This is a genomic window from Ancylobacter aquaticus (assembly GCF_004339465.1).
In the GTDB taxonomy this organism is placed as follows: domain Bacteria; phylum Pseudomonadota; class Alphaproteobacteria; order Rhizobiales; family Xanthobacteraceae; genus Ancylobacter; species Ancylobacter aquaticus.
On record NZ_SMFY01000003.1, the window covers coordinates 206,552 to 227,800 of the forward strand.

The following is a 21,249-nucleotide window of genomic DNA, read 5'->3' on the forward strand; positions in this document are numbered from 1 at the left end:
GCCAAAGGCGGCGACTTCGGGGGCGAAGCCGGTCACATCAGCGCGCGCAGGCCCTGCACGATGAGCACCAGCCCGCCGACCACCACCACGCCGTCGAGGACGCGGATATGGGCGCCCTCGGACAGGGTGCCCACCAGCCGCTTGGCCACAAACACCCCGGGGGTCGCCGAAACCCCGATCAGAAGCGCCATCATCCAGGAGGCGGGGGGTAGTGCCCCGGCCGCCTGGAACACCCCCACCTTCACCACGCCGAGCACCAGGGAGATGCCGGCATCGGTGGCGATCACCGCCGCGCCGTTGAGCCCGGCGGCCAGCAGGATCGACAGCAGCACCACGCCCGTGCCCGCCGTGCCGCCCATCAGCAGCCCGAAGCCGGCGCCCGCCGCCATCAGCCCCGGCCCTTTGAGGTGGCCGTTCAGCCGGGAGAGCCAGTGGCGGACCGGAATCGCCAGCATCAGCACGGCGCCGATCACCACCGACACCCCGGCTCCCGACAGGCGGGTATAGCCATAGGCCCCCAGTGCCGAGGTCGGCAGCGCCACCGCGACGATGAGCGCGGCGCGGCGCGTATCGAACGCGCGGCGGAAGGCGAATAGCCGGCTGGTGTTGGACAGCATGGCGGAGACGGCGATGACAGGCACCACCGCCTCGGCGCCGATGATCGGCAGCAGGATGGGCGGCATCAGCAGGCCCGGCCCATAGCCGGTGACGCCCCCGGCGATGCCGGCCACGAAAGCGACGGCCGCCACCAGCGCGTAATGCAGCAGGCTCACATCACCGAACATGGCAGCACCGAACATGACGGCTTGGCTTCGCGGAGGGCGGAGGGGTCGCCCGGGCTAGGGCAGGAAAGCGCCGCCATTGACGTGCAGGGTCTGGCCGGTGAGGAAGCGGGCGGCTGGGCCGGCGAGATAGGCCACCATCGCGGCCACCTCCTCAGGCGTACCCTCCCGCCCCAGTAAGGTCTGGTTGCGGGCGTGGTGGGCCGGGTTCTTCTCGGCCGAGGCGTGGCTGCGGTCGGTGCCGATGCGGCCGGGCGAGACGAGGTTCACCGTGATGCCGCGCGGCGCCAGCTCCACCGCCAGCGCCTTGGTCAGCCCGTCCAGCCCCGCCTTGGCGGCGACCACATGGGCGCGATTTGGCGCGCCGGTATAGGCGGTAAGCCCGCCGATGTTGACGATGGCGCCGGCCGGCGAGGCAGCGAGATGGGGAATGGCAGCGCGGCTGAGCAGGAAGGCGCCGTCGAGACAGATGGCCAGAATCTCTCGCCACTCGGCAAAGCTCATCGCCTCCACCGGCTTTTCGCGGCGGATGGCGGCATTGTTGACCAGAATGTCGAGCCGGCCGAAACGCTCCAGCGCGTGCTCGACGATGAGGTCGGCGGAGGCTTCGCGGGCGACATCGGCCAGCATCAGCGTCGCCTGCGTGCCGAGCGCCTCCAGCTCGCGCACCACCGTTTCGGCCGCATCGCGATCGCTGCGGGCGACGATGACCACCGCCATGCCCGCCGCGCCCAGCGCCAGCGCGATGGCGCGACCGATATTGCGCGAGCCGCCGGTGACGATGGCGACGGGGCGGGAGGTGCTCTCGCGGTCGGGCGTGCTCATGCGCTCTCTCCCAGCCGCACCGGTCCGCCGGCCGCAATCGAGTCGATGGCGGCGCGCAAGCCTTGCGCCACGCCCGCATCGCCGCCGCCAAAGGCCACATTGGCGTCGAACTTGGCCACGAGCTCGGCATCGGAAAGCGGCTCGCGCGCGCCGCCGCGCATGTGCGGCTGGCGGATTTCGCGCACCGAGCCGTCGGTCAGCGTCGCCCGGAGATGGCCGGTGAAGTTGCGGGGATATTCGTCGGCGGGGTCGATCTCGTAGGAAATCTTCGCCGCCAGCGCCTGCACGTCCGGGCGCCGTGTCTGCGCGTCGGCGAACTGCACCAGCCCGGCCGCTCCGTCGAGAAAGCCGACCGCCATGCAGAAGGGCGTGGAGAATTTTCCCGCATAGCCGTTCGGCACCGCCTGCTTGGCGGCGAGCGGTTCCCAGAGCCGGTGCACCGTGCCTTCGCCCGCCCGGCACACCAGGCTGACGATCTCCTCGGCGCGCACCCCTTGACCGGCGAGCGCGATGGCGCAGTCGATGAAGGGCTGGGTCATGGTTCCGCAGGCATAAGGCTTGAAGGCGATGGTCGGCATGATCCAGCTCTCCCCCAGCCCGTCCAGCAGCGGGGCGAAATTCGCCGCCTTGGAGGGAGCGAAGGCGCGGAAGAAGCCGTGGTCGCCCTCGAACACGCTGGCCGGCCCGATGAAGCCGGCCTCCGCCAGCAGCGCCGCCCGCAGCCCTGCCTGCGCCGCCGCGCCGGGGTGCAGCCGCTTGGTCCATGAGCCGTCGGCGAGATATTCGATGATGCCGGAGGCGAGGCTCCCCGCAATGCCCAGCGCATTGGCCAGCCGCGCGCGGTCGAGCCCGAGGGCCGCCCCCGTTGCCGCCGCCGCCGCCATGGCGCCGATCACGCCCGTGGGGTGGAAGCCGGCCTTATGGATCGCCTGCGGCGCCACGAGACTTAGCCGGCTCATCAGTTCGGCACCAACGGCAATGGCGCGCATCACTGCCGCGCCATCGAGCCCGCGATGCTGGGCGATGGCGAGCGCGGCCGGCACCACCACCACCCCGGCATGCACCGGCCCGCCCTCGAAGGTGTCGTCATAGTCCTCGCCATGCGCCGCCGTGCCGTTGGCGAGCGCGGCGTCGTAGAGGTTCAGGCCCTGGGCGTGGCCGATGGCGGTGCAGGGACCCGTGCCGGCCGCGCTGGCCAGTGCGGCGCGCGTATAGGGCTCGTAGCGGGCGGCGAAGGCGAGGCCGCAAATGTCGAGCAGCAGGCGCCGGCTCACCGCCTCGGCGGCCGGCGGGGGGGCGGCGCTGGCCGCAAAGACTGCGAGCCGGCCGGCGACGGTTTCCTCGGAGATCGCGCTGTGCTGGTTCACGAATGGGTTTCCTGCAGCTTGGTGCGGCGCGCCTCGCGGTATTCGCGCGCCAGCGAGAAGACGATGAAGAACAGGGCGGCGCCGAGCAGGCCGACGGCGATCGGGTCCTCGACGAAGATGTGGAAGTCGCCGCCCGACAGCACCAGCGAGCGGCGATAGCTCGATTCGACCATGTGGCCGAGCACGACGCCGAGGATCATCGGCAGCACCGGGAAGCGGGCGAGCCGCATCAAATAGCCCATGAGCCCAAGGGCAAGGGCGAGGCCGAGGTCGAACGGGCTGTTGTTGAGCGTGTACAGGCCCGACAGGATGAGCGCGAGGATGAAGCCGGCGCGGTAGGGGCGCGGCCGGTTCACCAGCCACACGCAGGCCGGCAGAATGAGCACGCCCACCCCGATCTGGGCGATGATGGCGATGAGCGAGCCGACATACAGGCTGTCGATCACCTGCGGGTTCTGCTCGAACAGGCGCGGGCCCGGCAGCAGTCCGTGCATCAGCAGGCCGCCCAGCAGCACGGCGGTGGAGTTCGAGCTCGGAATGCCGAAGCTCAGCAGCGGGATCAGCGCGGTGGAGGCGACGGTGTTGTTGGCGGCCTCTGGCGCGGCGATGCCCTCCTCCGAGCCCTTGCCGAATTTTTCCGGCGTCTTCGACCAGCGACGGGCCTCGTTATAGGACATGAAGGCGGCGACCGAGCCGCCCCCGCCCGGGGTCAGCCCCTCGAACAGGCCGAGGAAGCAGCCGATGGCCTGCGAGCGCCGCAGCTTGCGCATCATCTCCCAGCCCGGCAGGCGGATGCGGATGGAGCCGCCGAGCTGGGTGACGGCGGTGGAGCCGGACTGGCTCATCAGCTCGGTCAGCGCGAACAGGCCGACCATCACCACCACGGGCTCGACGCCGCTGAGCAGGTCCGCCACGTCGAAAGTGAAGCGGGTGACGCCGGAAATCGGGTCGGTGCCAACCGTGGCGATCATCAGCCCGACCACCGCCGAGGCGAGGCCCTTGAGCAGGGAATCGCCGCTCATCGAGGCGATGACGCTGAGGCCGAGTACGCCAAGAGCGAAATAGGAGGTGGGCCGGAACGCCAGCGCCAGCCAAGACAGCGGCTCGGTCAGCAGCGCGAGCATGGCGAGGCCGAACAGGCTGCCCACCACGCCCGACATCAGCGAGATGCCCAGCGCCTCGCCGGCCCGCCCCTGCCGGTTCAGCTCATAGCCGTCAATGACGGTGGCCGCCGAGGAGTTGGTGCCCGGGGTGCGGATCAGGATGGCCGGGATCGAGCCGCCATATTCGGCGCCGATATAGACGCAGGCGAGCAGCGCGATCGCCATCGCCGGGTCCATCGTGTAGGTGAACGGCAGCACCAGCGCCATGGTGATCGAGGCCGAAATGCCCGGCAGCGCGCCGCCGAGAATGCCCCAGGTCAACCCGAGTATCGCGACCGGCACCAGCGGCGTGGCGGTGAGAAGATGCAGGATGTCCCAGAAGGTTGTCACAGGAGCCATCCCTGAAAAAGGGTGCCGGCGGGCTGGTGGACGCCCAGCAGCTTGACGAAAATCGCCCAGTACAGCGTCGCCCCGCCCAGCGCGGCGGCCGGCACCACCCAGCTGCGGGCGGCGCCCTCGTAAAGCGCCACGCCGGCGATCAGCAAAGCGACGGCGAGGAAATAGCCGATGAAGGGCAGCAGCACGACATAGGCGCCGCCGATCAGCAGCAAGCCGATGGCGCGGGGCAGCGGGGCGCCTTCCTCCTCTTCCGCCGGAGCCTCCGCCGGCACGCGCGCCCGGCGGGCCGAGAGGGCGACAAATGCCGTGCGGGCGATCAGCGCAACCCCGATGAGGGCGAGCAGCATGGCCAGCAGCCGGGGCAGGCCGGTGGCGCCGATCTCGTCCGACAGCGTGCTCTCGGCGATCGAGCCGCTGGCGGCGTAATAGGCGGCTGCGAGGGCGACGAGCACGCCGCCGCTCAGGAAGTCCTGTTTCATGGTGCGTTCCTCGGGGGCGGAGGGGCAGCGGGCGGCGCCGGAGTGTTCCCGGCGCCGCGGGCGGTCCGGCTATTTGACCGCGCCGGTCTCCTTCAGGAACGCTTCGGTGGTATCGGCGAAATTGGTGATGAAGGCCTGGTACTGGGCGTGCGGGATAAAGTTCGGCACCAGAACTTCTTCCGTGTAGCGGGCCTTGTAGTCGGGGTCGGCGAGCACGTTCTTGATCGCCACGTCCCAGACCTTGGTGACATCCTCCGGCAGCCCCTTGGGCCCGGCGAGGCCACGGAACTTCACCAGCGTCACGTCGAAGCCGCTCTCCTTCACGGTCGGTACGTCAGGCTTTTCGGGAATGCGCTCGGGGTTGAAGGTGGCGAGCAGGCGGATCGTGCCGGCGGCGAGCTGCGAGCGCAGTTCCTGGATTTCGCCGATGCCGATGTCGAGCGTGCCGTTCATCACGTTGAGCATCATGTCGCCGCCGCCCTCATGGGTGACGATGGCGGCATTGACGCCGGCGGCGCGCTTGAGCTGCTCGGCCGCCTGGCGCTCCAGCGAGGCCGGGTTGGCGGCGCCCCACCGGCCGCGGTCCTTCTTGGCCTTGTCGATCACGTCCTGCAGCGTTTTGTAGGGGCCGTCCGTGCGGGTGTAGATCACCTCGCTGTCGGCGAACAAATTCACCAGCGGCTCCAGGTCCTTGTAAGTCGCGGAGGGCTTGGAGAGCAGCGAGGTGTAGATGTAGGTCGGCGTGGTGGCGTAGAACACGCTGCCATCGGCCGGCGCGCCGGCAACGCGGGCCACCGCTTTGGCGCCGCTGCCGCCCTGCACGTTCTCCACGATGAAGGTGGCGCCGATATACTTGCCGAGATATTTCGACAGTTCGCGCAGGAACACGTCGCTGCCGCCACCGGGGCTGGAATGGGTGACGAGGGTGACGACCTTGTGCGGGTAGGCGAGCGGTTCGGCGTTGAGGCTGAGCGTACCGAGCCCAACGGCGAGTGCGGCGGCCAGCAGGCCGGTCAGGGTCTTTCGCATGGACTTCCTCCCAGGGTGCGGGGTCGCCTCTGCCGGGCGGTCTCCCGATGATGCTGTGACGGCTTAAAAGCGCGGCCTCCCCTTGGCGCGGGAGGGGCGCGTCGTCGTCGGTCAGGCGCGGCGCTCTTCGGGCCGGGCGGTGGACATGGAGCGAGCCAGAAGCCGCTCCTTGCCGCGCTCGACATGGTCGAAGCTCGTCTGATAGGCGGTGGCGGCGTCGCGGCGGGCGATCGCCTCGACGATGCGGGCATGCTCTTCGTTGGAAAGCTCCAGCGTGTTGCCGGTCATCAGATTGCCGGCACGATAGAGCCGCAATTGCTTCACCAGCCCTCGATATTGCGCGGTGAGCACGCCATTGCCGGCCTGCTCGACGATGAAGTCGTGGAAGGCGAAATTGAGCGGGTAGTAGCGGTCGAAATCATGGGCCCGCGCCGCCTCGGTCATCTCGTCGAGCATGGCGCGCAGCCGGTCGACCTCGCCGGCCTCGGTGCGGCTGGCGAGAAGCTGCGCGGCGTAGCCGAACAGCGCGGCCCGCACCCCGTACATCTCCACCACCTGCGAGATATCGAGGCTGCGGATGAACACGCCGCGATTGGGCAGCAGTTCAACCAGGCCCAGCGCCTCCAGCGAGCGCAACGCCTCGCGCACCGGCCCCCGGCTGACGCCGAAAGTGGCGGCGAGCTGGTTCTCGTTGATGCGCCCGCCAATGCTGAGCCGGCCGTCGAGGATCATGCTCTCGATCTCGCGCTCCAGCAGCATGGGCAGCGAGGTGAGGCGCAGGAAGCTGACATCATGGGCGGCGGAGGAGGACGACATGGGGAGAGACTACCCGGCGATTGTAAAGTGTCAACAATTTAATGTCGCCATCCTTCAATCGACAGGCACCCGCGTTTTGGCGAGGCCGACAAAGAAAAACCCCGGCTCGGAAGAGCCGGGGTCGAGGCGGGCCTTCGAGGCGGAAGGCCAGGGGAACGCGGGTAAAGTGAGTGGGGAAACTTCAGCCGCAGGAGGTCGGCGCGTGATGGTCCAGCGCGTCGAGGTCGAGGAAATGCCCGGCCCGGTCGCGCTTGGCGGCGAGGTAGCGGATATTGTCGGCCCCGCGCCGGCCATAGAGCCGTTCGACCCCTGTGACGTCGAGCCCCGCCCGGCGTAGGGCGCCGATCTTCTCGGGGTTGTTGGTCATCAGGATAACCCTGTCATAGCCGAGCTGGCGCAGCATGGCGGCGGCGAAGTCGAAGCGGCGGCCGTCGAGATCGAAGCCGAGCGTCTCGTCCGCCTCATAGGTGTCGAGCCCGTCGCTCTGCAGGCGATAGGCGCGCATCTTGTTGGCGATGCCGTTGCCCCGGCCTTCCTGGTCGAGATAGAGCAGCACCCCGCCGCCGGCCTGCGCCATGGAGGCAACCGTGGCGCGCAGCTGGTCGCCGCAGTCGCAGCGCAGCGAGCCGAACAGGTCGCCGGTCAGGCAGGCCGAATGCAGCCGCACCAGCACCGGGCGCGCCGGATCGGGCGCGCCGACAATCACCGCCACCTGTTCGCGCATGCCCTCGCCGCCGCGAAACACCACGAATTCGCAGTCGCGGGCGCTGATCAGCGGCACCGGCGCGCGCGAGACAATCTCCACGTGGGTTGCGCGGTCCTCGCCGAAGCCGGCGATCGCCTCGGCCCGCACGGTCAGCGCCGGCAGGGTCAGCGCCGCCGGGGCGAGCGGGCCCATCAGCACAGCCGGCAGCATCAAGGCGAGGGTAGCGAGCTGCAGCGCCGCCGCGCCAGCCGGGCCGGGCTCGACCAGCTCTTCGCGCAGCTCCGCCTTGGCCTGTCCATTCATATCCCGTGCGCTCAGCTCCTGGGCGATCAGCGCCTGAACCCGCTCCGAGCCGAGCGCCGAGGCCGGGATCGCCATTGGCTGGGTATATTCCGGCCGGCCAAGCGCGCGCAGGCGCGCGGGGGTCAGCACCAGCTGCAGTGCGCCGCCCGCCAGTTCGTTCAATGCCGACAGGCGTTCGGCATCGGCGAATTCGGCGCTGGCGACCAGGAACAGCCGGCCCGCCTGCGCGAGGATGACCGGGCGCCCGGCGCGCATCTCGGCGATGGCACGTTCCGCCTCGGTCAGGGAGGCGTCGCCGAAGAGGCTTGCAATCGTGCCGGCGGCCATCACGCTGTTGGTCATTTGAATCCTCTTCACTGCACCGTTTTGGCGTTTCGCACGTAGTAGCTACGGATGTAGGGCGCCAACGGACCAGCAACGCCGGGCGCTCGCGCATCGTTCAGTGTGTACACAGGCAAGCAGCGGGGGGCTGTCGTTGAATCGTCGCGAGATACCCATCGATCCCTTGGCCGCGCTCTACGCGCCGATCGCGCGGCCGCGCACAACGCCTTTCATCGTCGCCCAGCTCGGCCAGTCGCTGGATGGACGGATCGCGACGCCGACAGGAAAATCGCGCGATATCAATGGGCTGTGCGGTCTCGACCATCTACACCGGCTGCGTTCTCTGGCCGATGTGGTGGTGGTCGGCGTCGGCACGGTGGTGGCCGACGACCCTCGGCTCACCACGCGCCGCGTCCCCGGCCGCAGCCCGGCGCGGGCAGTCATCGACCGCACCGGCCGCTCGCCGCGCGATGCCAAATGGCTTGAGGCGGATGGCTGTCACAGAATTGTGTTCACCCACAACGGCGCAGGCTGGCCGGACGATGTCGACCGCATCGGCCCGGAGAGCGAGCCCGACATCTTCGAGCCGGCAAGGCTCATTGCCGCGCTGGCGGCGCGCGGCCACCGCACCATTCTCATCGAGGGCGGGGCGTCGACCATTTCCCGCTTCATCGATGCCGGGCTGGTCGATCGCCTGCATGTCTGCGTGGCGCCGATCATTCTCGGCTCCGGCCGTCCGGGCCTCGCGCTGCGGCCGATAGACGGGCTGGAGGGCGCGCTGCGCCCGCATGTCGATACCTATCTGCTCGACGACGGCAATATTCTTTGCGACTGTGACCTGCGACGAACCGGCGAGGGAGGGACGCATGTCGGCTTCTGATCGGGACGTGCCGTCCACGCCGGTCCGGTATGGCCCCACCGCCCGCGCCCTGCACTGGGTGGTCGCGCTGATCGTGCTCGTCCTCATCCCCCTCGGCCTCTACATGGTGGCGCGCGGCGAGGCGACAGGGTTCGACGCGCTGACCGGCTCGCTCTACAGCCTGCACAAGTTCATCGGCTTCCTCGCGCTGTGGCTCATCGTGCTGCGGGTGCTGGTCCGCCTGCGGCGAGGCGCGCCGCCGCCGGAGGCGTCGCTCACCCCGTTGGAGCGCGTGGCCTCGGCCACCGTGCACGCCGCGCTTTATCTGCTGCTGCTCGCCGTGCCGGTGCTGGGCTGGGCCGGGGTGTCGGCCTATCCGGCGCTGAACGTGTTCGGGCTGTTCGATCTTCCGGCCCTGCTCTCGCCGGATGAAGGGCTCGCCAAGCGGATTCTCGGCCTGCACGGGTTGCTGGCGCAGATCCTCGGCGTGCTGGCGCTGGCGCATATCGCGGCGGCGCTCTACCACCGCTTCCTCAAGCGCGACGGGGTGATGGCGCGGATGTGGCCGCCGTTCTGAGGCGGCGCCACCGGCGCGCGTCAGGCATGGCCGAACACGTCGCGATGGCCGATCGTCACCTTCTCCGCCGCCGCCCGTGCGCGCGCCCACGCGGCGAACTCGGCCTTTCGTGCCGGCTCGATTTCGCCGGCCGCCTGGGCGAAGCCATTCGTCAGCGCGCCGATGAGCGCGGCATGGGCGGGGCCGAGCACCCATGGGCTGGTGAAGGACCCGTACGTGTAGCCGTGCTGGCGCAGCAACTGCGCGAGGGCCTCGCTTGAGGCCGGCCCGAGCGCCGGCCCAAATCCCTTGTCGCCGCGCTGGTGGCGGTTGAAGGCGGCGATCACCCTTCCGTCCAGCGGCTCGGCGGGCTGCCACTCGGCCTCGCCGTCATAGTTCAGCACGGCATAGATCGGCAGCTTCCGGGCGACCAGCCGGGCGACGAGACGCTCCAGCCAGTCCTCGGAGACGAGGTCGAACAGCGCGGCCGCCGTCACCAGCTCCGCCCCGACATCGGTGAAATCGAGGTCGCGGACGGTGAGATCCGCGCGCTCAAAGCTCACCTCGATCACCCGCCCGTCGCGGTGCAGCACAAGGCGCTCGCCGGCCGGCTCGGCACGTTCCGCCCACGCGGCGAGGTCTTCGCGCGCCCGCTTCAGCAGTGCCGCGTCCCCATCGATCAGGTGCCAATGCTGGCGGGGCGGCAGGTCGCCGGCGAGGCCGCGCAGATTGGAGCCGGTGCCGCAGCCGAGATCGACGATGGTCAGCGCGTCGCGGCCGGCGAAATGCGCCCGCATCCGGGCCGCCAGCGTCGGGTTGCGGGAAGCGTGGTCCACTGGCTCGCGCAGGGCCAGCCAGTCGGCAGCAAAACCGCTCATCGGGGCATCTCCTTCAGGGCGGCCAGAAGCACCGCCGCGGTCTGCATCCATGTCGGCAGGGATTGACCATGGTGCCACGCCGCCTGCGCCAGAACGGCGCGGCGGTCGGGTTCATCGAAAAGCAGGCGGAGCGCCTCGGCGAGGCTCGCCACATCGCCGGGCTCCGCCAGCAGCGAGGCTTCCGCCGGCACGGTGTCGGGGATGGCGCCGGCGCGGGTGGCGACGATCGGCAGTCCATGCGCGAGTGCTTCGGTCAGCCCCATCCCATAGCCCTCGAACAGCGAGGCGGTGACGAAAAGGTCGGCGGCGTCGAATTCGCCGGCCAGCCGCTCGGGCGAGAGCGCGCCGGTAAGGCGGACGCGCGCGCCCAGCCCATGCGTCGCGATGCGCGCCGCGACCCGGGCGGTCTCGTCGGGGTCGCGATCGGTGGCGCCGACAATGTGGCAGGTCCAGTCGTGCGCGTTCAAGCCCGCGAGCGCCTCGACCAGCACGCCATGGGCCTTGCGCGGGATCACCGCGCCCACCGCCAGCAGCCGCAGCGGCCGGCCGGTGCCGGAAGCGCGGAGGCCGGGGTCGGTGCCGGGCACGGCGACGCTCAGCCGTTCGGCGGGCACGCCATATTCCCGCGCGAGGCATCGGGCGGTGGAAGGGCTGGTGGCGATCACCGCCGACACTTGCGCCAGCGCCGCCCTTTCGCTGGCGAAAAGCTCCGCCCGCTGGCCCTCGTTCAGCCCGCTCTCCAGCGCCAGCGGGTGATGCACCAGCGCCGCCAGCGGCCGCTCCACCCCCCGCAGCAGCGGCGCCGGCAGCGCGCCGAGCGCGAGGCCGTCGATCAGCACGGGCTGGCCGGGCGGCAGCGCGCGCAGGATCTCCGCGCTGCGCTCCAGCTCCGTCGGGGAGGGGAAGGGGAAGCCGCCCGGCAGGGCGACATGGGTCAACGCACCGCCGGCGCGGGGTGCCTCTGCCATCACCCGGCGGTCATAGGCATAGCCGCCCGTGGGAAGGGAGATATCGCCGGGAATGGCGAAGGCGAAGGCGCTCACGCGGCCATCCTCAGCCGAGACCGGCTTCGTAGCTGGCGCGGGCGAGGTCGGTCTCGTGCAGGGTGACGCGGATCTTCGCCAGCCCCCGCCCTTCCTCGCCCAGCGCCCCGGCGCCGGCAGCGGTGGCCATCGCGTCGAAAATATGCCGGGCGAGAAATTCCGTGGTGGTGAGCTTTCCGGCGAATTCCGGCAGCGTGTCGAGGTTCTGGTAGGCGAGGGGCGCCAGCGTCTTCTTCAGCACGTCGAGCGCGGCGCCGATGTCGACCACCACGTTCTGCGCCGTCAGCGCCGCGCGGAAGAACGCGACATCGACCACGAAGGTGGCGCCGTGCAGGCCCTGCGCCGGGCCGAAGAACGGGTCGGGCAGCGAATGGGCGATCATGATGCGATCGCGGACTTCGACACAGTACATGGCATCCCTCATCGGTAATCGAGCAGGATCGCCAGCGCGTCCTCCCCTTCGGTCAGCAGTGCCGGCAGCCTCGCCGGCGCCTCGCCGAACGGCACGATATGCGTGACCAGACGGTCGAGCCGTACATCGTCCAGCAAAGCGAGGGCCTTGGCGAGCCGGCGCGCATGCGGCCAGCGTGGCCGACGCGATGCGGATACGGAACCCACCTGCGAGCCGATCAGTTGCAGCCGCCGGCTGTGAAAACTCTCCCCCAGCGGCACGGAGGGCGCTCGCCCGCCATACCAACTCACCTCGACCACTTTCGCCTCGAACGCCGCCGCCGCCAGCGCCGTGGCCAGCCCGGCGGCGCTGGCGCTGGTGTGGAACACGATGTCGGCATCATCGGTGATCTCGGCCGGCAGCGCAAAGGCGGCGCCGAAGCTGCGCGCCAGTTCCGCCCGCTTCGGGTTTACGTCGACCAGCGTCACCTCGGCACCGGGAAGCCGGGCGGCGAGCGCGGTCAGCAAGAGGCCGATCACTCCGCCTCCCACGATGGTGATGCGGTCTCCCGGCCCGGCGCCGGAATCCCACAGCGCGTTGAGCGCGGTTTCCATGTTCGCCGCCAGCGTGGCGCGCTCGGGGGGCAGCGCGTCCGGCACCGGCATCGCCGCCGCCACCGGCAGGCGATAGAGATCCTGATGCGGATGCAGCGCGAAGACCGTGCGGCCGAGCCATTCCGCCGGCCCGGCCTCGACCACGCCGACGCTCTGATAGCCATACTGGACGGGAAACGGAAAATCGCCGTTCTGGAACGGCGCGCGCATGCGCTGGTGCTCGCTGTGCGGCACCGCGCCTTCCAGCACGAGGCGTTCCGTGCCCCGGCTAACCGCCGAGGCGAGGGCGCGCACGGTCAGCATGTCGTCGCCGCTCCGGTCGAGCGGGGCACGGCGCAGTTCGTAGCCTCCCGGCGTCACGCACCAGAGCTGCGTACATGTGTCCGATGCTTCAATCATTGTGGATGCTACCCCCTGCCACATTCGCGTGCATAACAGCATCACGGTCGGGTTAGATCCCCAAAACCGCGTGAACCGCCGGCGTTGCGCTGCGTACAAGCTCAGCGAGGTGCCGCAGGGGTAGTTCGCTTGCGTCGAGCCGAGGACTGCATGAGTCTGGATGAGAAGGTCGCCGAAGGGCGTTTCATTTCCGCCGAACAGGCGGAGCCCCGGACGCCGACCGGCGTGCAGTCGCTGCGGCAGCTGGCGGGACGGCGGGCTCTGGTGTTCACGCTCATCGGCGTGACCTATGCCGGGCTCGTCGCCTTGTTCGCCCATCTGCTCGGCCATGGCGGGTTCACCGTGCTGGACGGCTTCCTGCTGCTGGCGTTCTGCCTCTCCACGCCCTGGACCATTCTGGGCTTCTGGAACGCGGCGATCGGCCTGTGGCTGCTGCACGGCCCGGGCGATGCGTCGCGCTCGGTCTATCCCTATGCCGGCCGTGCGGCCGACGACGCGCCGATCACCGCGCGCGTCGCCATGGTGATGACGCTGCGCAACGAGGACCCGGCCCGCGCCTTCGCCCGCCTGCGCGCCATGCAGAATGAACTCGCGTCCACAGGCAATGGGGCGAACTTTGCCTGGTTCGTGCTGTCCGACACCACCCAGCCCGACATCGCCGTTGCCGAGGAGGCGCTTTTCGCTGCGTGGCAGGCCGAGCTTGGCGAGGGGGCGGCGCTGCACTACCGCCGCCGCAGCAGCAATGAAGGTTTCAAGGCCGGCAATATCCGCGACTTTCTCGACCGCTGGGGCGATGAGCACGATTTGATGCTGGCGCTCGATGCCGACAGCTTCCTCGGCGCCTCCGCTACGCTGCGCCTCATCCGCATCATGCAGGCCAATCCGCGCCTCGGCATCCTGCAGAGCCTCGTGGTCGGCCTGCCCTCGCGCTCGCCTTTCGCGCGCATCTTCCAGTTCGGCATGCGCCACGGCATGCGCTCCTACACGATGGGCGCGTCCTGGTGGGCGGGCGATTGCGGGCCCTATTGGGGGCACAACGCGGTCATCCGCATCGCCCCGTTCAAGGCGCATTGCCACCTTCCCGTCCTGCCGGGCACCGGGCCGCTCGCCGGGCACATCCTCTCGCACGACCAGATCGAGGCGGTGCTGATGCGCCGCGCCGGCTATGAGGTGCGGGTGCTGCCGGAGGAGATGGACAGTTTCGAGGAGAACCCGCCCCACCTCACCGAATTCACCCGCCGCGACCTGCGCTGGTGCCAGGGCAACATGCAGTATTGGCGGCTCATCGCCTTGCCGGGCCTCAAGCCGATGAGCCGGTTCCAGATCGCCTGGGCGATGCTGATGTATGTCGGCGCTCTCGCCTGGATGGCCTTCATCGCCCTCGCCGCGCTGAAGGTGTTCGACGCCGAGCAGGCCGATGGCCCGTTTCCCGCCGCGCTCGGGCTGGGCCTGTTCGCCACCATGTTCGCGATGAGCCTCGCCCCGAAGGCCGCCGGCTTTCTGGACGTGCTGCTGCGGGCGGGGGAGCGGAAGCGCTATGGCGGCACGGGGCGGCTGGTGGGCGGGGCGCTGTCGGAATTCGTCTTCTCGGTGCTGCTGGGCCCGGTTGTCGCCTTCCGCATCGCGCTGTTCATGGTCGGGCTGGTCTTCGGCCGCACCGTGACCTGGGAGGCGCAGTCGCGCGACGCCCAGCGCCTGTCCTGGCGCACCGCCATGGCCGGGCTGTGGCCGCAATTCCTGTTTGGCGGGGTGCTGGGCGCGCTGCTCCTCGGGTTCGCGCCCGGTGCGCTGCCCTGGGCGCTGCCGGTGCTGGTCGGCCTCATGGGCGCCGTGCCCTTCGCGGTGCTGACCGCCGAGCCGGCGCTCGGGCGCTGGCTGGCCCGGCGGGGCCTGTGCGCGACGCCGGAGGAGGTCTCTCCCACCGGCAGCCTTCTCGCGCTGGAAGCCGCGCACCGCGCCGCCTGAGGGGGTGCCTCTAGAGTGCGATCCGATCAGCTTGCGGTGCAAGTCGATCGGCGCGTGCTCTAGCCATTTTGCGGCGTCGCGCCGATAAGGAGGGGAATGGAACCCCCCGCCCCGCCTCGCGTGCCCCTTGCTCCAACCGGGCCCCCTCCCGCCGCCGGCGAGGGCGCCCGTCCGCGCGCGCGGCGTCGCGCCCGTTTCCGCGAACGCCCGGTGCGGGTGGCGCTCGGCTTTCTGTTCCGGCTGCTGTGCGCGCCTCTCATCCTGCTCGACGAGCTGGTGCGCCCGCTCTACCGCCCGCTCATCGCCCGCCTCGCCGCGCTGAAGATCATGCACGCCTTCGAGCGCTGGATCGCCGCCCGCTCAGTGTGGACCATCCTGGTGCTGCTGGTCATTCCCTATATCACCATCGAGCCACTGAAATTCGTCGCGTTGCTGTGGATCGCCGGCGGCTGGCCCAAGGCCGGCACGGTGCTGTTCCTGCTCGCCTATCTCCTGAGCTTCGTCATCATCGAGCGCATTTATTCCGCCGGCCGGCCCAAGCTGATGAGCCTGCCCTGGATGGCGTGGGTGATCCTGACCCTCACCGCCCTGCGCGACCGTGTGGTGGCGGCGCTGCGGCTCGACCGCCTCAAGGCCGGCCTGCGCCGCACGGCGCGCGACCTGCGGCGCCGGCTGGCGTTGCTCATTCGCTGAGCGCAGGCGTCGCTGATGCCAATGGTGGGAGACATCATCCCATGGCATAGGTTCGCCGACATCAATGGGTGCATCCGCGAAGCCCATGTGTGATTTTGGGAAAAGGGGCGGGCGCCTAGCGTGTCCGGGTGATCGAGGCCGCATCCCGCGGCGCGGAAATCCGGAGAAGCCCCATGAACAAGATCCTTGCCCTGGCCGTCCTGTCCTCCACCCTGGCCCTTGGTGCCGTGTCGGCCGAGGCCGCCGCCCGCCACGCGGCGCCCGCTTCTGTCCAGACCCTCGTCGAGGGCCGCAATGCCGCCGACAATATCGCCGCGCGCAACGCCGCTGTTGCCATCCGCGAGCAGGTCGAAGGCAACATGCGCTCCAGCAACTGAGCGCCTCTGCCGTCTCTGCGTTCATCTCGGCTCGGTCAACGGCCGGGCCGAGATTGCTTGCGGGGTGCAATCCTTCTCCGCGAAAGGCCGCCATCGCCCCGGCGCCGTCGCCATCCGCACAGCACTGCCCTACGTGTCGGCGCATGTACGGCGCCGGTTTTCGGCCCTAGCCTGAACGTGGTCGGTCGGGAGACGGGAGCGTAAAATGGGCGGGTGCGTGCCGCGCGAGGTGAGTATCGCGTGCCGGGATGGCCTCGTGCTCGGCGGGCACATCTGGGCGGCGGGCGGCCCGGCGCCGGCCCCGCATGGCGCGGTGGTCATCAACCCGGCCACCGGGGTGGCGGCACGCTATTATCACCGCTACGCCCGTTTTCTCGCCGGCCACGGTTTCGATGTGCTGACCTTCGACTATCGCGGCATCGGCCTGTCGCGGCCGGCGCGCCTGCGCGGCTCACCCATTCGCTGGCGCCACTGGGGCGAGCGTGATGTCGACGCGGCGCTGCGCTTCATGGCGGCGCGCTCAGCCGGCCCGCTCATGCTGGTCGGCCATTCCATCGGCGGATTTTTGCCCGGCCTTGCGGAGAGCGGCGCCGGCATCGCCCGTATGCTGACCATGGGCGCGCAATATGCGTGGTGGATGGACTATGCCCCGCGCCAGCGTGCCGGCCTGTTCCTGAAATGGCATGTCGCCATGCCGGCCCTCACCGTGCTTTTCGGCTATTTTCCCGGCCGGCGGCTCGGCTGGCTGGAGGACCTGCCGGCCGGCGTCGCCCATGAATGGAGCTTTCGCGGCCCCCGCTTCGAGACCAGCCATCCCCGCACCGAGCGCGAGGCGGTGCGTGCCCGCATGGCGGCCGTGCATGCCGACATCCTCGCCGTGGCGATGAGCGACGATCCGCTCGGCACCGTGCCGGCGCTCACCCGCACGCTCGGCTACTACACCGGCGCCCGGCGGACGCTGGTGCGCCTCGCCCCCGCTGATTACGGGCGGCAGGCGATCGGCCATTTCAGCCTGTTCCACGACAGCCACGCGGAAGGCTTCTGGCGTGACACGCTGGTGTTCCTGCGTGAGGGGCGCAACCCGTGGCCGGGCCATGTGGTGGAGGCGCCGCCGGGGCGATGAGCCTCAGCCGCCCTCGACCAGCGCGGTAATCTGCGCCACCTTCTGCGCCAAAAGCTCCGGCGCGCCCTTGGCCTCGACATTCAGCCGCAGCAGCGGCTCGGTGTTGGAGCGGCGCAGATTGAGCCGCCAGTCGCTGAAATCGAGCGAGAGCCCGTCGGTCTCGTCGCGCGCCGGGCTCTCCGCGGCAAACGCCGCCTCCACCCGTGCCACCGCGCCGGCAGGGTCGGTGAGGCGGAAATTGATCTCGCCGGAGGAGGGGAAGGCCGCCATGCGCGCCGACACCAGCTCACTCAGCGTCGCGCCGCTGCGCCCCATCAGCTCCGCCACCAGCAGCCACGGGATCATGCCGGAATCGCAGCACATGAAGTCGCGGAAGTAATGGTGCGCCGACATTTCCCCGCCATAGACCGCGCCGGTATCGCGCAGCGCCTGCTTGAGGAAGGCGTGGCCGGTGCGCGCCTGAATCGCGCGCCCGCCGGCGTGGGCTACCTGGTCCTGCGTGTTCCACACCACGCGCGGGTCGTGGACGATGGCGGCGCCCGGCTCCTTGGCGAGGAACACCTGTGCCAGCAGGCCGACGATATACTCGCCGGGAATGAAGCGCCCGGTCTCGTCGAACAGGAAGCAGCGGTCGAAATCGCCGTCCCAGGCGACGCCCATGTCGGCCCCGGCCGTCCGCACCGCCTCCGATGTCACCGGCTGGTTCTCGGGGAGCAGCGGGTTGGGAATCCCGTTGGGGAAACTGCCGTCCGGCTCATGGTGCAGGCGCACGAAGGTCAGCGGCGCGCCGCGCGCCTCCAGCGCCTGCGCCAGCGCGTCGAAGGTCGGCCCGGCCGCGCCATTGCCGGCATTGACCAGCACGGTGAGCGGGCGCAGCGCGCTCACATCGACAAAGGAGAGCACGCGCGCGACATAGGCCGCACACGCGCCTTCCGCCGGTGTGACGTGCCCGCCCGCGCGGTCCGGCAGCTCGGGCCCTTCCGCCAGCGCCTGGATCGCCGCCAGCCCGGTCGCGGTGTCGAGCGGGGCAGAGCCGGCGCGCACGAGCTTCATGCCGTTATAGTCCATCGGGTTGTGCGAGGCCGTTACCTCGATGCCGCCATCGGCGTCGAAGTCGGTCACGGCGGCATACATTTCCTCGGTGCCGCACAGGCCGAGGTCGAGCACCTCCGCTCCGCCGGCCACCAGCCCTTCGGTGCAGGCCGCCGCCAACGAGGCTGATGAGGCGCGGCAGTCGCGCCCGATCACCACGCGCTTGGCGCCGAGCCCTTCGACAAAGGCCCGCCCGATGCGGCGGGCGATGGCTTCGTTCAATTCCTCGCCGAGCCGTCCGCGAATGTCATAAGCCTTGAAGCAGGTGAGCATGGCGTGAGCCTCCATGTGTGCGGGCGCGCAGGGGGGCGGCGCGCCATCTTCGGCGATACGGATTTCGGGTGAAGAGATCAAGACGATTGATCCGCCTTGCCTTTCGCCACCGTGCCGCCCACACTTCGTCTGTTCAGGATACCTCCCTGCGAACGAACAGGCTTCATGGCACATCTTTATCCCGTTCTTCTCTGCGGAGGCTCCGGCACCCGCCTCTGGCCGCTGTCCCGCAAGAGTTTCCCCAAGCAGTTCGTCAAGCTCGGCGAAGGCGAGACGCTGTTCCAGGCCGCCGCCCGTCGGTTGTCCGGCCCGGATGTGCGCCCGCCAATCATCGTCACCAATGCCGATTTCCGCTTCATCGTCACCGAGCAGCTCGGCGAGGCCGGCATTCCGCCCGGCGCGGTGCTGATCGAGCCCAGTGCGCGCAACACCGCCCCCGCCATCCTCGCCGCCGTGCAGTATCTGGCGGCGCGCGATCCGAAGGCGTTGCTGCTGGTGATGCCCTCCGACCAGGTGGTGCCCGACAGCGCGGCGTTTTCCGCCGCCATACGCGCCGGCCTGCCCGCCGCCGAGGGAGGGCGCATCGTCACGTTCGGCATCCGCCCGACCCGGCCGGAAACCGGCTATGGCTGGCTGGAGCTCGCCCATGCGCCGGAGGGCGAGGCCCTCGCCCCGGTGCCGCTCCGCTGCTTCGTCGAGAAGCCCGATGCCGGGCGCGCCACCGTCATGCTGGCGGACGGCCACTATCTCTGGAACGCCGGCATCTTCCTGTTTTCGGTCGAAACCGCGCTGAAGGCGTTCGAGGCCCACGCGCCTGATATGCTCGCTCCGGTGCGGCAGGCGGTGGAGGAGGCGGCGAGCGACCTCGGCTTCCTGCGCCTCGCCCCGGAGCCGTGGCAGCGGGCGCAGGACATCTCCATCGACTACGCCATCATGGAGCGTTCCGACAATCTCGACGTGGTGCCCTTTGCCGGCGACTGGTCCGACCTTGGCGACTGGGCTTCCGTCATGCGCGAGGGCGTGGCCGATGGCGCCAATGTCGTCGCCCACGGGCCGGTCACGGCGATCGACTGCGCCGATTCGCTGCTGCGCTCGGAGGCCGAGGGGCTGGAACTGGTCGGCATCGGCCTCACCAACATGCTGGTGGTGGCGATGCCGGACGCGGTGCTGGTGGCCGATCGTTCCCGCTCGCAGGAGGTGAAGCAGGCGGTGACGGCGCTCAAGGCGCGCGGCGCCCGCCAGGCCGAGCATTTTCCTAGGGACCACCGGCCCTGGGGCTGGTTCGAGACGCTGGCGCTGGGCGATCGTTTCCAGGTCAAGCGCATCGTCGTCCATCCCGGCGCAGCGCTGTCGCTGCAGAGCCATTATCACCGCTCCGAACACTGGATCGTGGTCTCGGGCACGGCGCGCGTCATCATCGACGGCGAACCGCGCCTGCTCACCGAGAACCAGTCGGTCTATATCCCGCTCGGCGCCGTGCACCGCATGGAGAATCCCGGCAAGGTGCCGATGGTGCTGATCGAGGTGCAGACCGGCACCTATCTCGGCGAGGACGACATCATCCGCTACGAGGATGTCTATGCGCGCGGGCAGGGTGCCAAGGGCTGACGCGCCGCACCACGGCCGTGCCGGCGTAAAGACCTGCGAACGCACGCTTTCCGACCCCGACAGGCGAGGCTCGATGGCGAAACGCAGTCTCATCGGCCTGATGCGCAGGGTGCTGCGCGTGCCGGCCAATTGTCCGCCCCGCGTCGTGACGCCCTGCTGGCTGCATGGAGGGCGGCTGCCGTTCGGACTCGACGTCGTCGGCTATCTCCGCGCGGAGATAGGGCTGGGCGAGGCCGCCCGCCTGATCGTTCGTGCCGTCGATGCGGCCGGGCTGCCGACCAGCCCGGTCGATATCCGGCTCCCCGGCCGCTGCTCCGACCGCTCGCTCGACGCGCGCATCGGGCAGCCCACTCGCCACGCGGCGACGCTGACGGTTTCCAGCGTGCTCTACCTGCCCGACATGGCCAAGCGGCTTTGCCGGGGGCGCACCAACATCCACTACACGTCCTGGGAATTGCGGAAGACGCCCGAGGATCTGCGGCCCGCCTTCGACCGTTTCGACGCCTACTGGGCGCCATCGGTCTTCGTGCGCGACGTGCTGGTCGCCTCGCAGAAGCGCCCGGTCCATCTCGTGCCGCAGCCCTTGGCGTTGCCGGACGCGCCGCCCGCGCCGCCCGACTTTCGCGGACCGCTCCGCATCCTGACCTTCTTCGACTATGAATCTGTCGTGGCGCGGAAGAACCCGCAGGCAGCCATCGAGGCGTTCCGGCTGGCCTTTCCGGTCGGGCGCGAGGATGCGCGGCTGCTCGTCAAGGCGCGCGGCATGTCGGGTCCGCAGGCCCGCGCCGATCTGGCCCGGCTCGCGGCGCAGGACCCCCGGATCACTGTCATCGACAGCACCGTCTCCCGCGAGGAGATGGCGGCGCTGATGCAAGCATGCGACGTCTTCCTCTCGCTGCACCGCGCGGAGGGCTTCGGGCTCGGCGGAGCCGAGGCGCTCGCCCGGGGCAAGGCGGTCGTCACCACCGATTTCGGCGGAACCCGCGATTTCATCACGCCCGAGACCGGCTATCCCGTCGACTACCGGACCGTGCCAGTGCCCCCCGGTGCCTATCCGGCCGCGGATGGCAACCACTGGGCCGAGCCCAGCGTCGCTCATGCCGCCCAGATGCTGCGGCACATCCATGACGACCCGGCCGCCGCCGCACGCCGCGCGCTGGCCGGCTACCGGCTTCTCCAGCGCAACCACTCCTTCGCCGCCGTCGGCGCGCGCATTGCCGAATTGATGGAGCCGCTCCGCTGAGCGCC

General features: G+C 69.9%; 21 protein-coding genes. 8 read left to right on the plus strand and 13 right to left on the minus strand.

The features are described 5' to 3' along the window. Positions 1–32: 32 nt before the first annotated feature. The 8 genes from EV667_RS16960 to ribA form a co-directional block, all read right to left on the minus strand. Complete coding sequence (locus tag EV667_RS16960) at positions 33–785, minus strand: sulfite exporter TauE/SafE family protein (RefSeq protein WP_131836827.1); 753 nt, start codon at positions 783–785, stop codon at positions 33–35. Positions 786–839: 54 nt separating this feature from the next. After that, positions 840–1,607: an SDR family NAD(P)-dependent oxidoreductase gene (locus tag EV667_RS16965; protein ID WP_131836530.1), complete on the minus strand. Its 768-nt coding sequence runs from the start codon at positions 1,605–1,607 to the stop codon at positions 840–842. Next, positions 1,604–2,974 carry an MmgE/PrpD family protein gene (locus EV667_RS16970; protein WP_131836531.1) on the minus strand — a complete coding sequence of 457 codons (1,371 nt, stop codon included), beginning with the start codon at positions 2,972–2,974 and terminating at the stop codon, positions 1,604–1,606. Before EV667_RS16970 ends, EV667_RS16965 begins: the two co-directional genes overlap by 4 nt. After that, entirely contained in the window at positions 2,971–4,467 is a 1,497-nt protein-coding gene (locus tag EV667_RS16975; RefSeq protein WP_131836532.1) for a tripartite tricarboxylate transporter permease, read from the minus strand. Before EV667_RS16975 ends, EV667_RS16970 begins: the two co-directional genes overlap by 4 nt. After that, positions 4,464–4,955: a tripartite tricarboxylate transporter TctB family protein gene (locus tag EV667_RS16980; protein WP_131836533.1), complete on the minus strand. Its 492-nt coding sequence runs from the start codon at positions 4,953–4,955 to the stop codon at positions 4,464–4,466. The genes EV667_RS16975 and EV667_RS16980 overlap by 4 nt, the downstream gene beginning before the upstream one ends. 69 nt (positions 4,956–5,024) lie before the next feature. After that, positions 5,025–5,984: a tripartite tricarboxylate transporter substrate binding protein gene (locus EV667_RS16985; RefSeq protein ID WP_131836534.1), complete on the minus strand. Its 960-nt coding sequence runs from the start codon at positions 5,982–5,984 to the stop codon at positions 5,025–5,027. 111 nt (positions 5,985–6,095) lie between these two features. After that, positions 6,096–6,800 (minus strand): FCD domain-containing protein, encoded by a 705-nt coding sequence (locus EV667_RS16990; RefSeq protein WP_131836535.1) that lies wholly within the window; start codon positions 6,798–6,800, stop codon positions 6,096–6,098. A gap of 181 nt (positions 6,801–6,981) precedes the next feature. Then, the gene (gene ribA / locus EV667_RS16995; RefSeq protein ID WP_131836536.1) at positions 6,982–8,151 is read right to left on the minus strand and encodes a GTP cyclohydrolase II RibA; all 1,170 of its coding nucleotides are present in this window, start codon (positions 8,149–8,151) and stop codon (positions 6,982–6,984) included. A 133-nt stretch (positions 8,152–8,284) separates the two neighbouring features. Between ribA and EV667_RS17000 the strand changes: the two genes are divergently transcribed. Together EV667_RS17000 and EV667_RS17005 are read left to right on the plus strand one after the other, a co-directional pair. Next, the gene (locus EV667_RS17000; RefSeq protein ID WP_207907789.1) at positions 8,285–9,010 is read left to right on the plus strand and encodes a RibD family protein; all 726 of its coding nucleotides are present in this window, start codon (positions 8,285–8,287) and stop codon (positions 9,008–9,010) included. Then, complete coding sequence (locus tag EV667_RS17005; RefSeq protein ID WP_131836537.1) at positions 8,997–9,566, plus strand: cytochrome b; 570 nt, start codon at positions 8,997–8,999, stop codon at positions 9,564–9,566. Before EV667_RS17000 ends, EV667_RS17005 begins: the two co-directional genes overlap by 14 nt. 20 nt (positions 9,567–9,586) lie before the next feature. On the opposite strand, the gene EV667_RS17010 is transcribed toward EV667_RS17005, so the two are convergent. Genes EV667_RS17010 through EV667_RS17025 form a run of 4 tightly spaced genes read right to left on the minus strand, consistent with a single transcriptional unit; the run spans position 9,587 to position 12,870 of the window. Then, entirely contained in the window at positions 9,587–10,423 is an 837-nt protein-coding gene (locus EV667_RS17010; protein ID WP_131836538.1) for a class I SAM-dependent methyltransferase, read from the minus strand. Beyond that, positions 10,420–11,466 (minus strand): glycosyltransferase family 4 protein, encoded by a 1,047-nt coding sequence (locus EV667_RS17015; protein ID WP_131836539.1) that lies wholly within the window; start codon positions 11,464–11,466, stop codon positions 10,420–10,422. The genes EV667_RS17010 and EV667_RS17015 overlap by 4 nt, the downstream gene beginning before the upstream one ends. 10 nt (positions 11,467–11,476) lie before the next feature. Further along, positions 11,477–11,878, minus strand: coding sequence for a 6-pyruvoyl trahydropterin synthase family protein (locus tag EV667_RS17020; protein ID WP_131836540.1), 402 nt, complete (start codon positions 11,876–11,878; stop codon positions 11,477–11,479). A gap of 8 nt (positions 11,879–11,886) precedes the next feature. Beyond that, positions 11,887–12,870 carry a zinc-dependent alcohol dehydrogenase gene (locus tag EV667_RS17025; protein ID WP_131836541.1) on the minus strand — a complete coding sequence of 328 codons (984 nt, stop codon included), beginning with the start codon at positions 12,868–12,870 and terminating at the stop codon, positions 11,887–11,889. Positions 12,871–13,020: 150 nt separating this feature from the next. Between EV667_RS17025 and mdoH the strand changes: the two genes are divergently transcribed. The 4 genes from mdoH (at position 13,021) to EV667_RS17045 (ending at position 17,028) form a co-directional block, all read left to right on the plus strand. Beyond that, a complete protein-coding gene (gene mdoH / locus EV667_RS17030) occupies positions 13,021–14,835 on the plus strand; it encodes a glucans biosynthesis glucosyltransferase MdoH (RefSeq protein ID WP_131836542.1) in 1,815 nt (604 codons plus the stop codon). Positions 14,836–14,931: 96 nt separating this feature from the next. Further along, positions 14,932–15,528, plus strand: coding sequence for a hypothetical protein (locus EV667_RS17035; RefSeq protein WP_131836543.1), 597 nt, complete (start codon positions 14,932–14,934; stop codon positions 15,526–15,528). Between the two features lie 173 nt (positions 15,529–15,701). After that, positions 15,702–15,905, plus strand: coding sequence for a hypothetical protein (locus EV667_RS17040; protein WP_131836544.1), 204 nt, complete (start codon positions 15,702–15,704; stop codon positions 15,903–15,905). 205 nt (positions 15,906–16,110) lie between these two features. Continuing rightward, a complete protein-coding gene (locus EV667_RS17045; RefSeq protein ID WP_131836545.1) occupies positions 16,111–17,028 on the plus strand; it encodes an alpha/beta hydrolase family protein in 918 nt (305 codons plus the stop codon). A 3-nt stretch (positions 17,029–17,031) separates the two neighbouring features. Here EV667_RS17045 and EV667_RS17050 read toward each other — a convergent pair whose 3' ends face one another. Next, a complete protein-coding gene (locus EV667_RS17050; protein WP_131836546.1) occupies positions 17,032–18,393 on the minus strand; it encodes a phosphohexomutase domain-containing protein in 1,362 nt (453 codons plus the stop codon). Between the two features lie 165 nt (positions 18,394–18,558). Between EV667_RS17050 and EV667_RS17055 the strand changes: the two genes are divergently transcribed. Both EV667_RS17055 and EV667_RS17060 read left to right on the plus strand, forming a co-directional pair. Further along, positions 18,559–20,001, plus strand: a complete 1,443-nt coding sequence (locus EV667_RS17055) for a mannose-1-phosphate guanylyltransferase/mannose-6-phosphate isomerase (protein ID WP_131836547.1) — start codon at positions 18,559–18,561, stop codon at positions 19,999–20,001. Between the two features lie 73 nt (positions 20,002–20,074). Then, complete coding sequence (locus EV667_RS17060; protein WP_165901639.1) at positions 20,075–21,244, plus strand: glycosyltransferase; 1,170 nt, start codon at positions 20,075–20,077, stop codon at positions 21,242–21,244. Positions 21,245–21,249 lie beyond the last annotated feature (5 nt).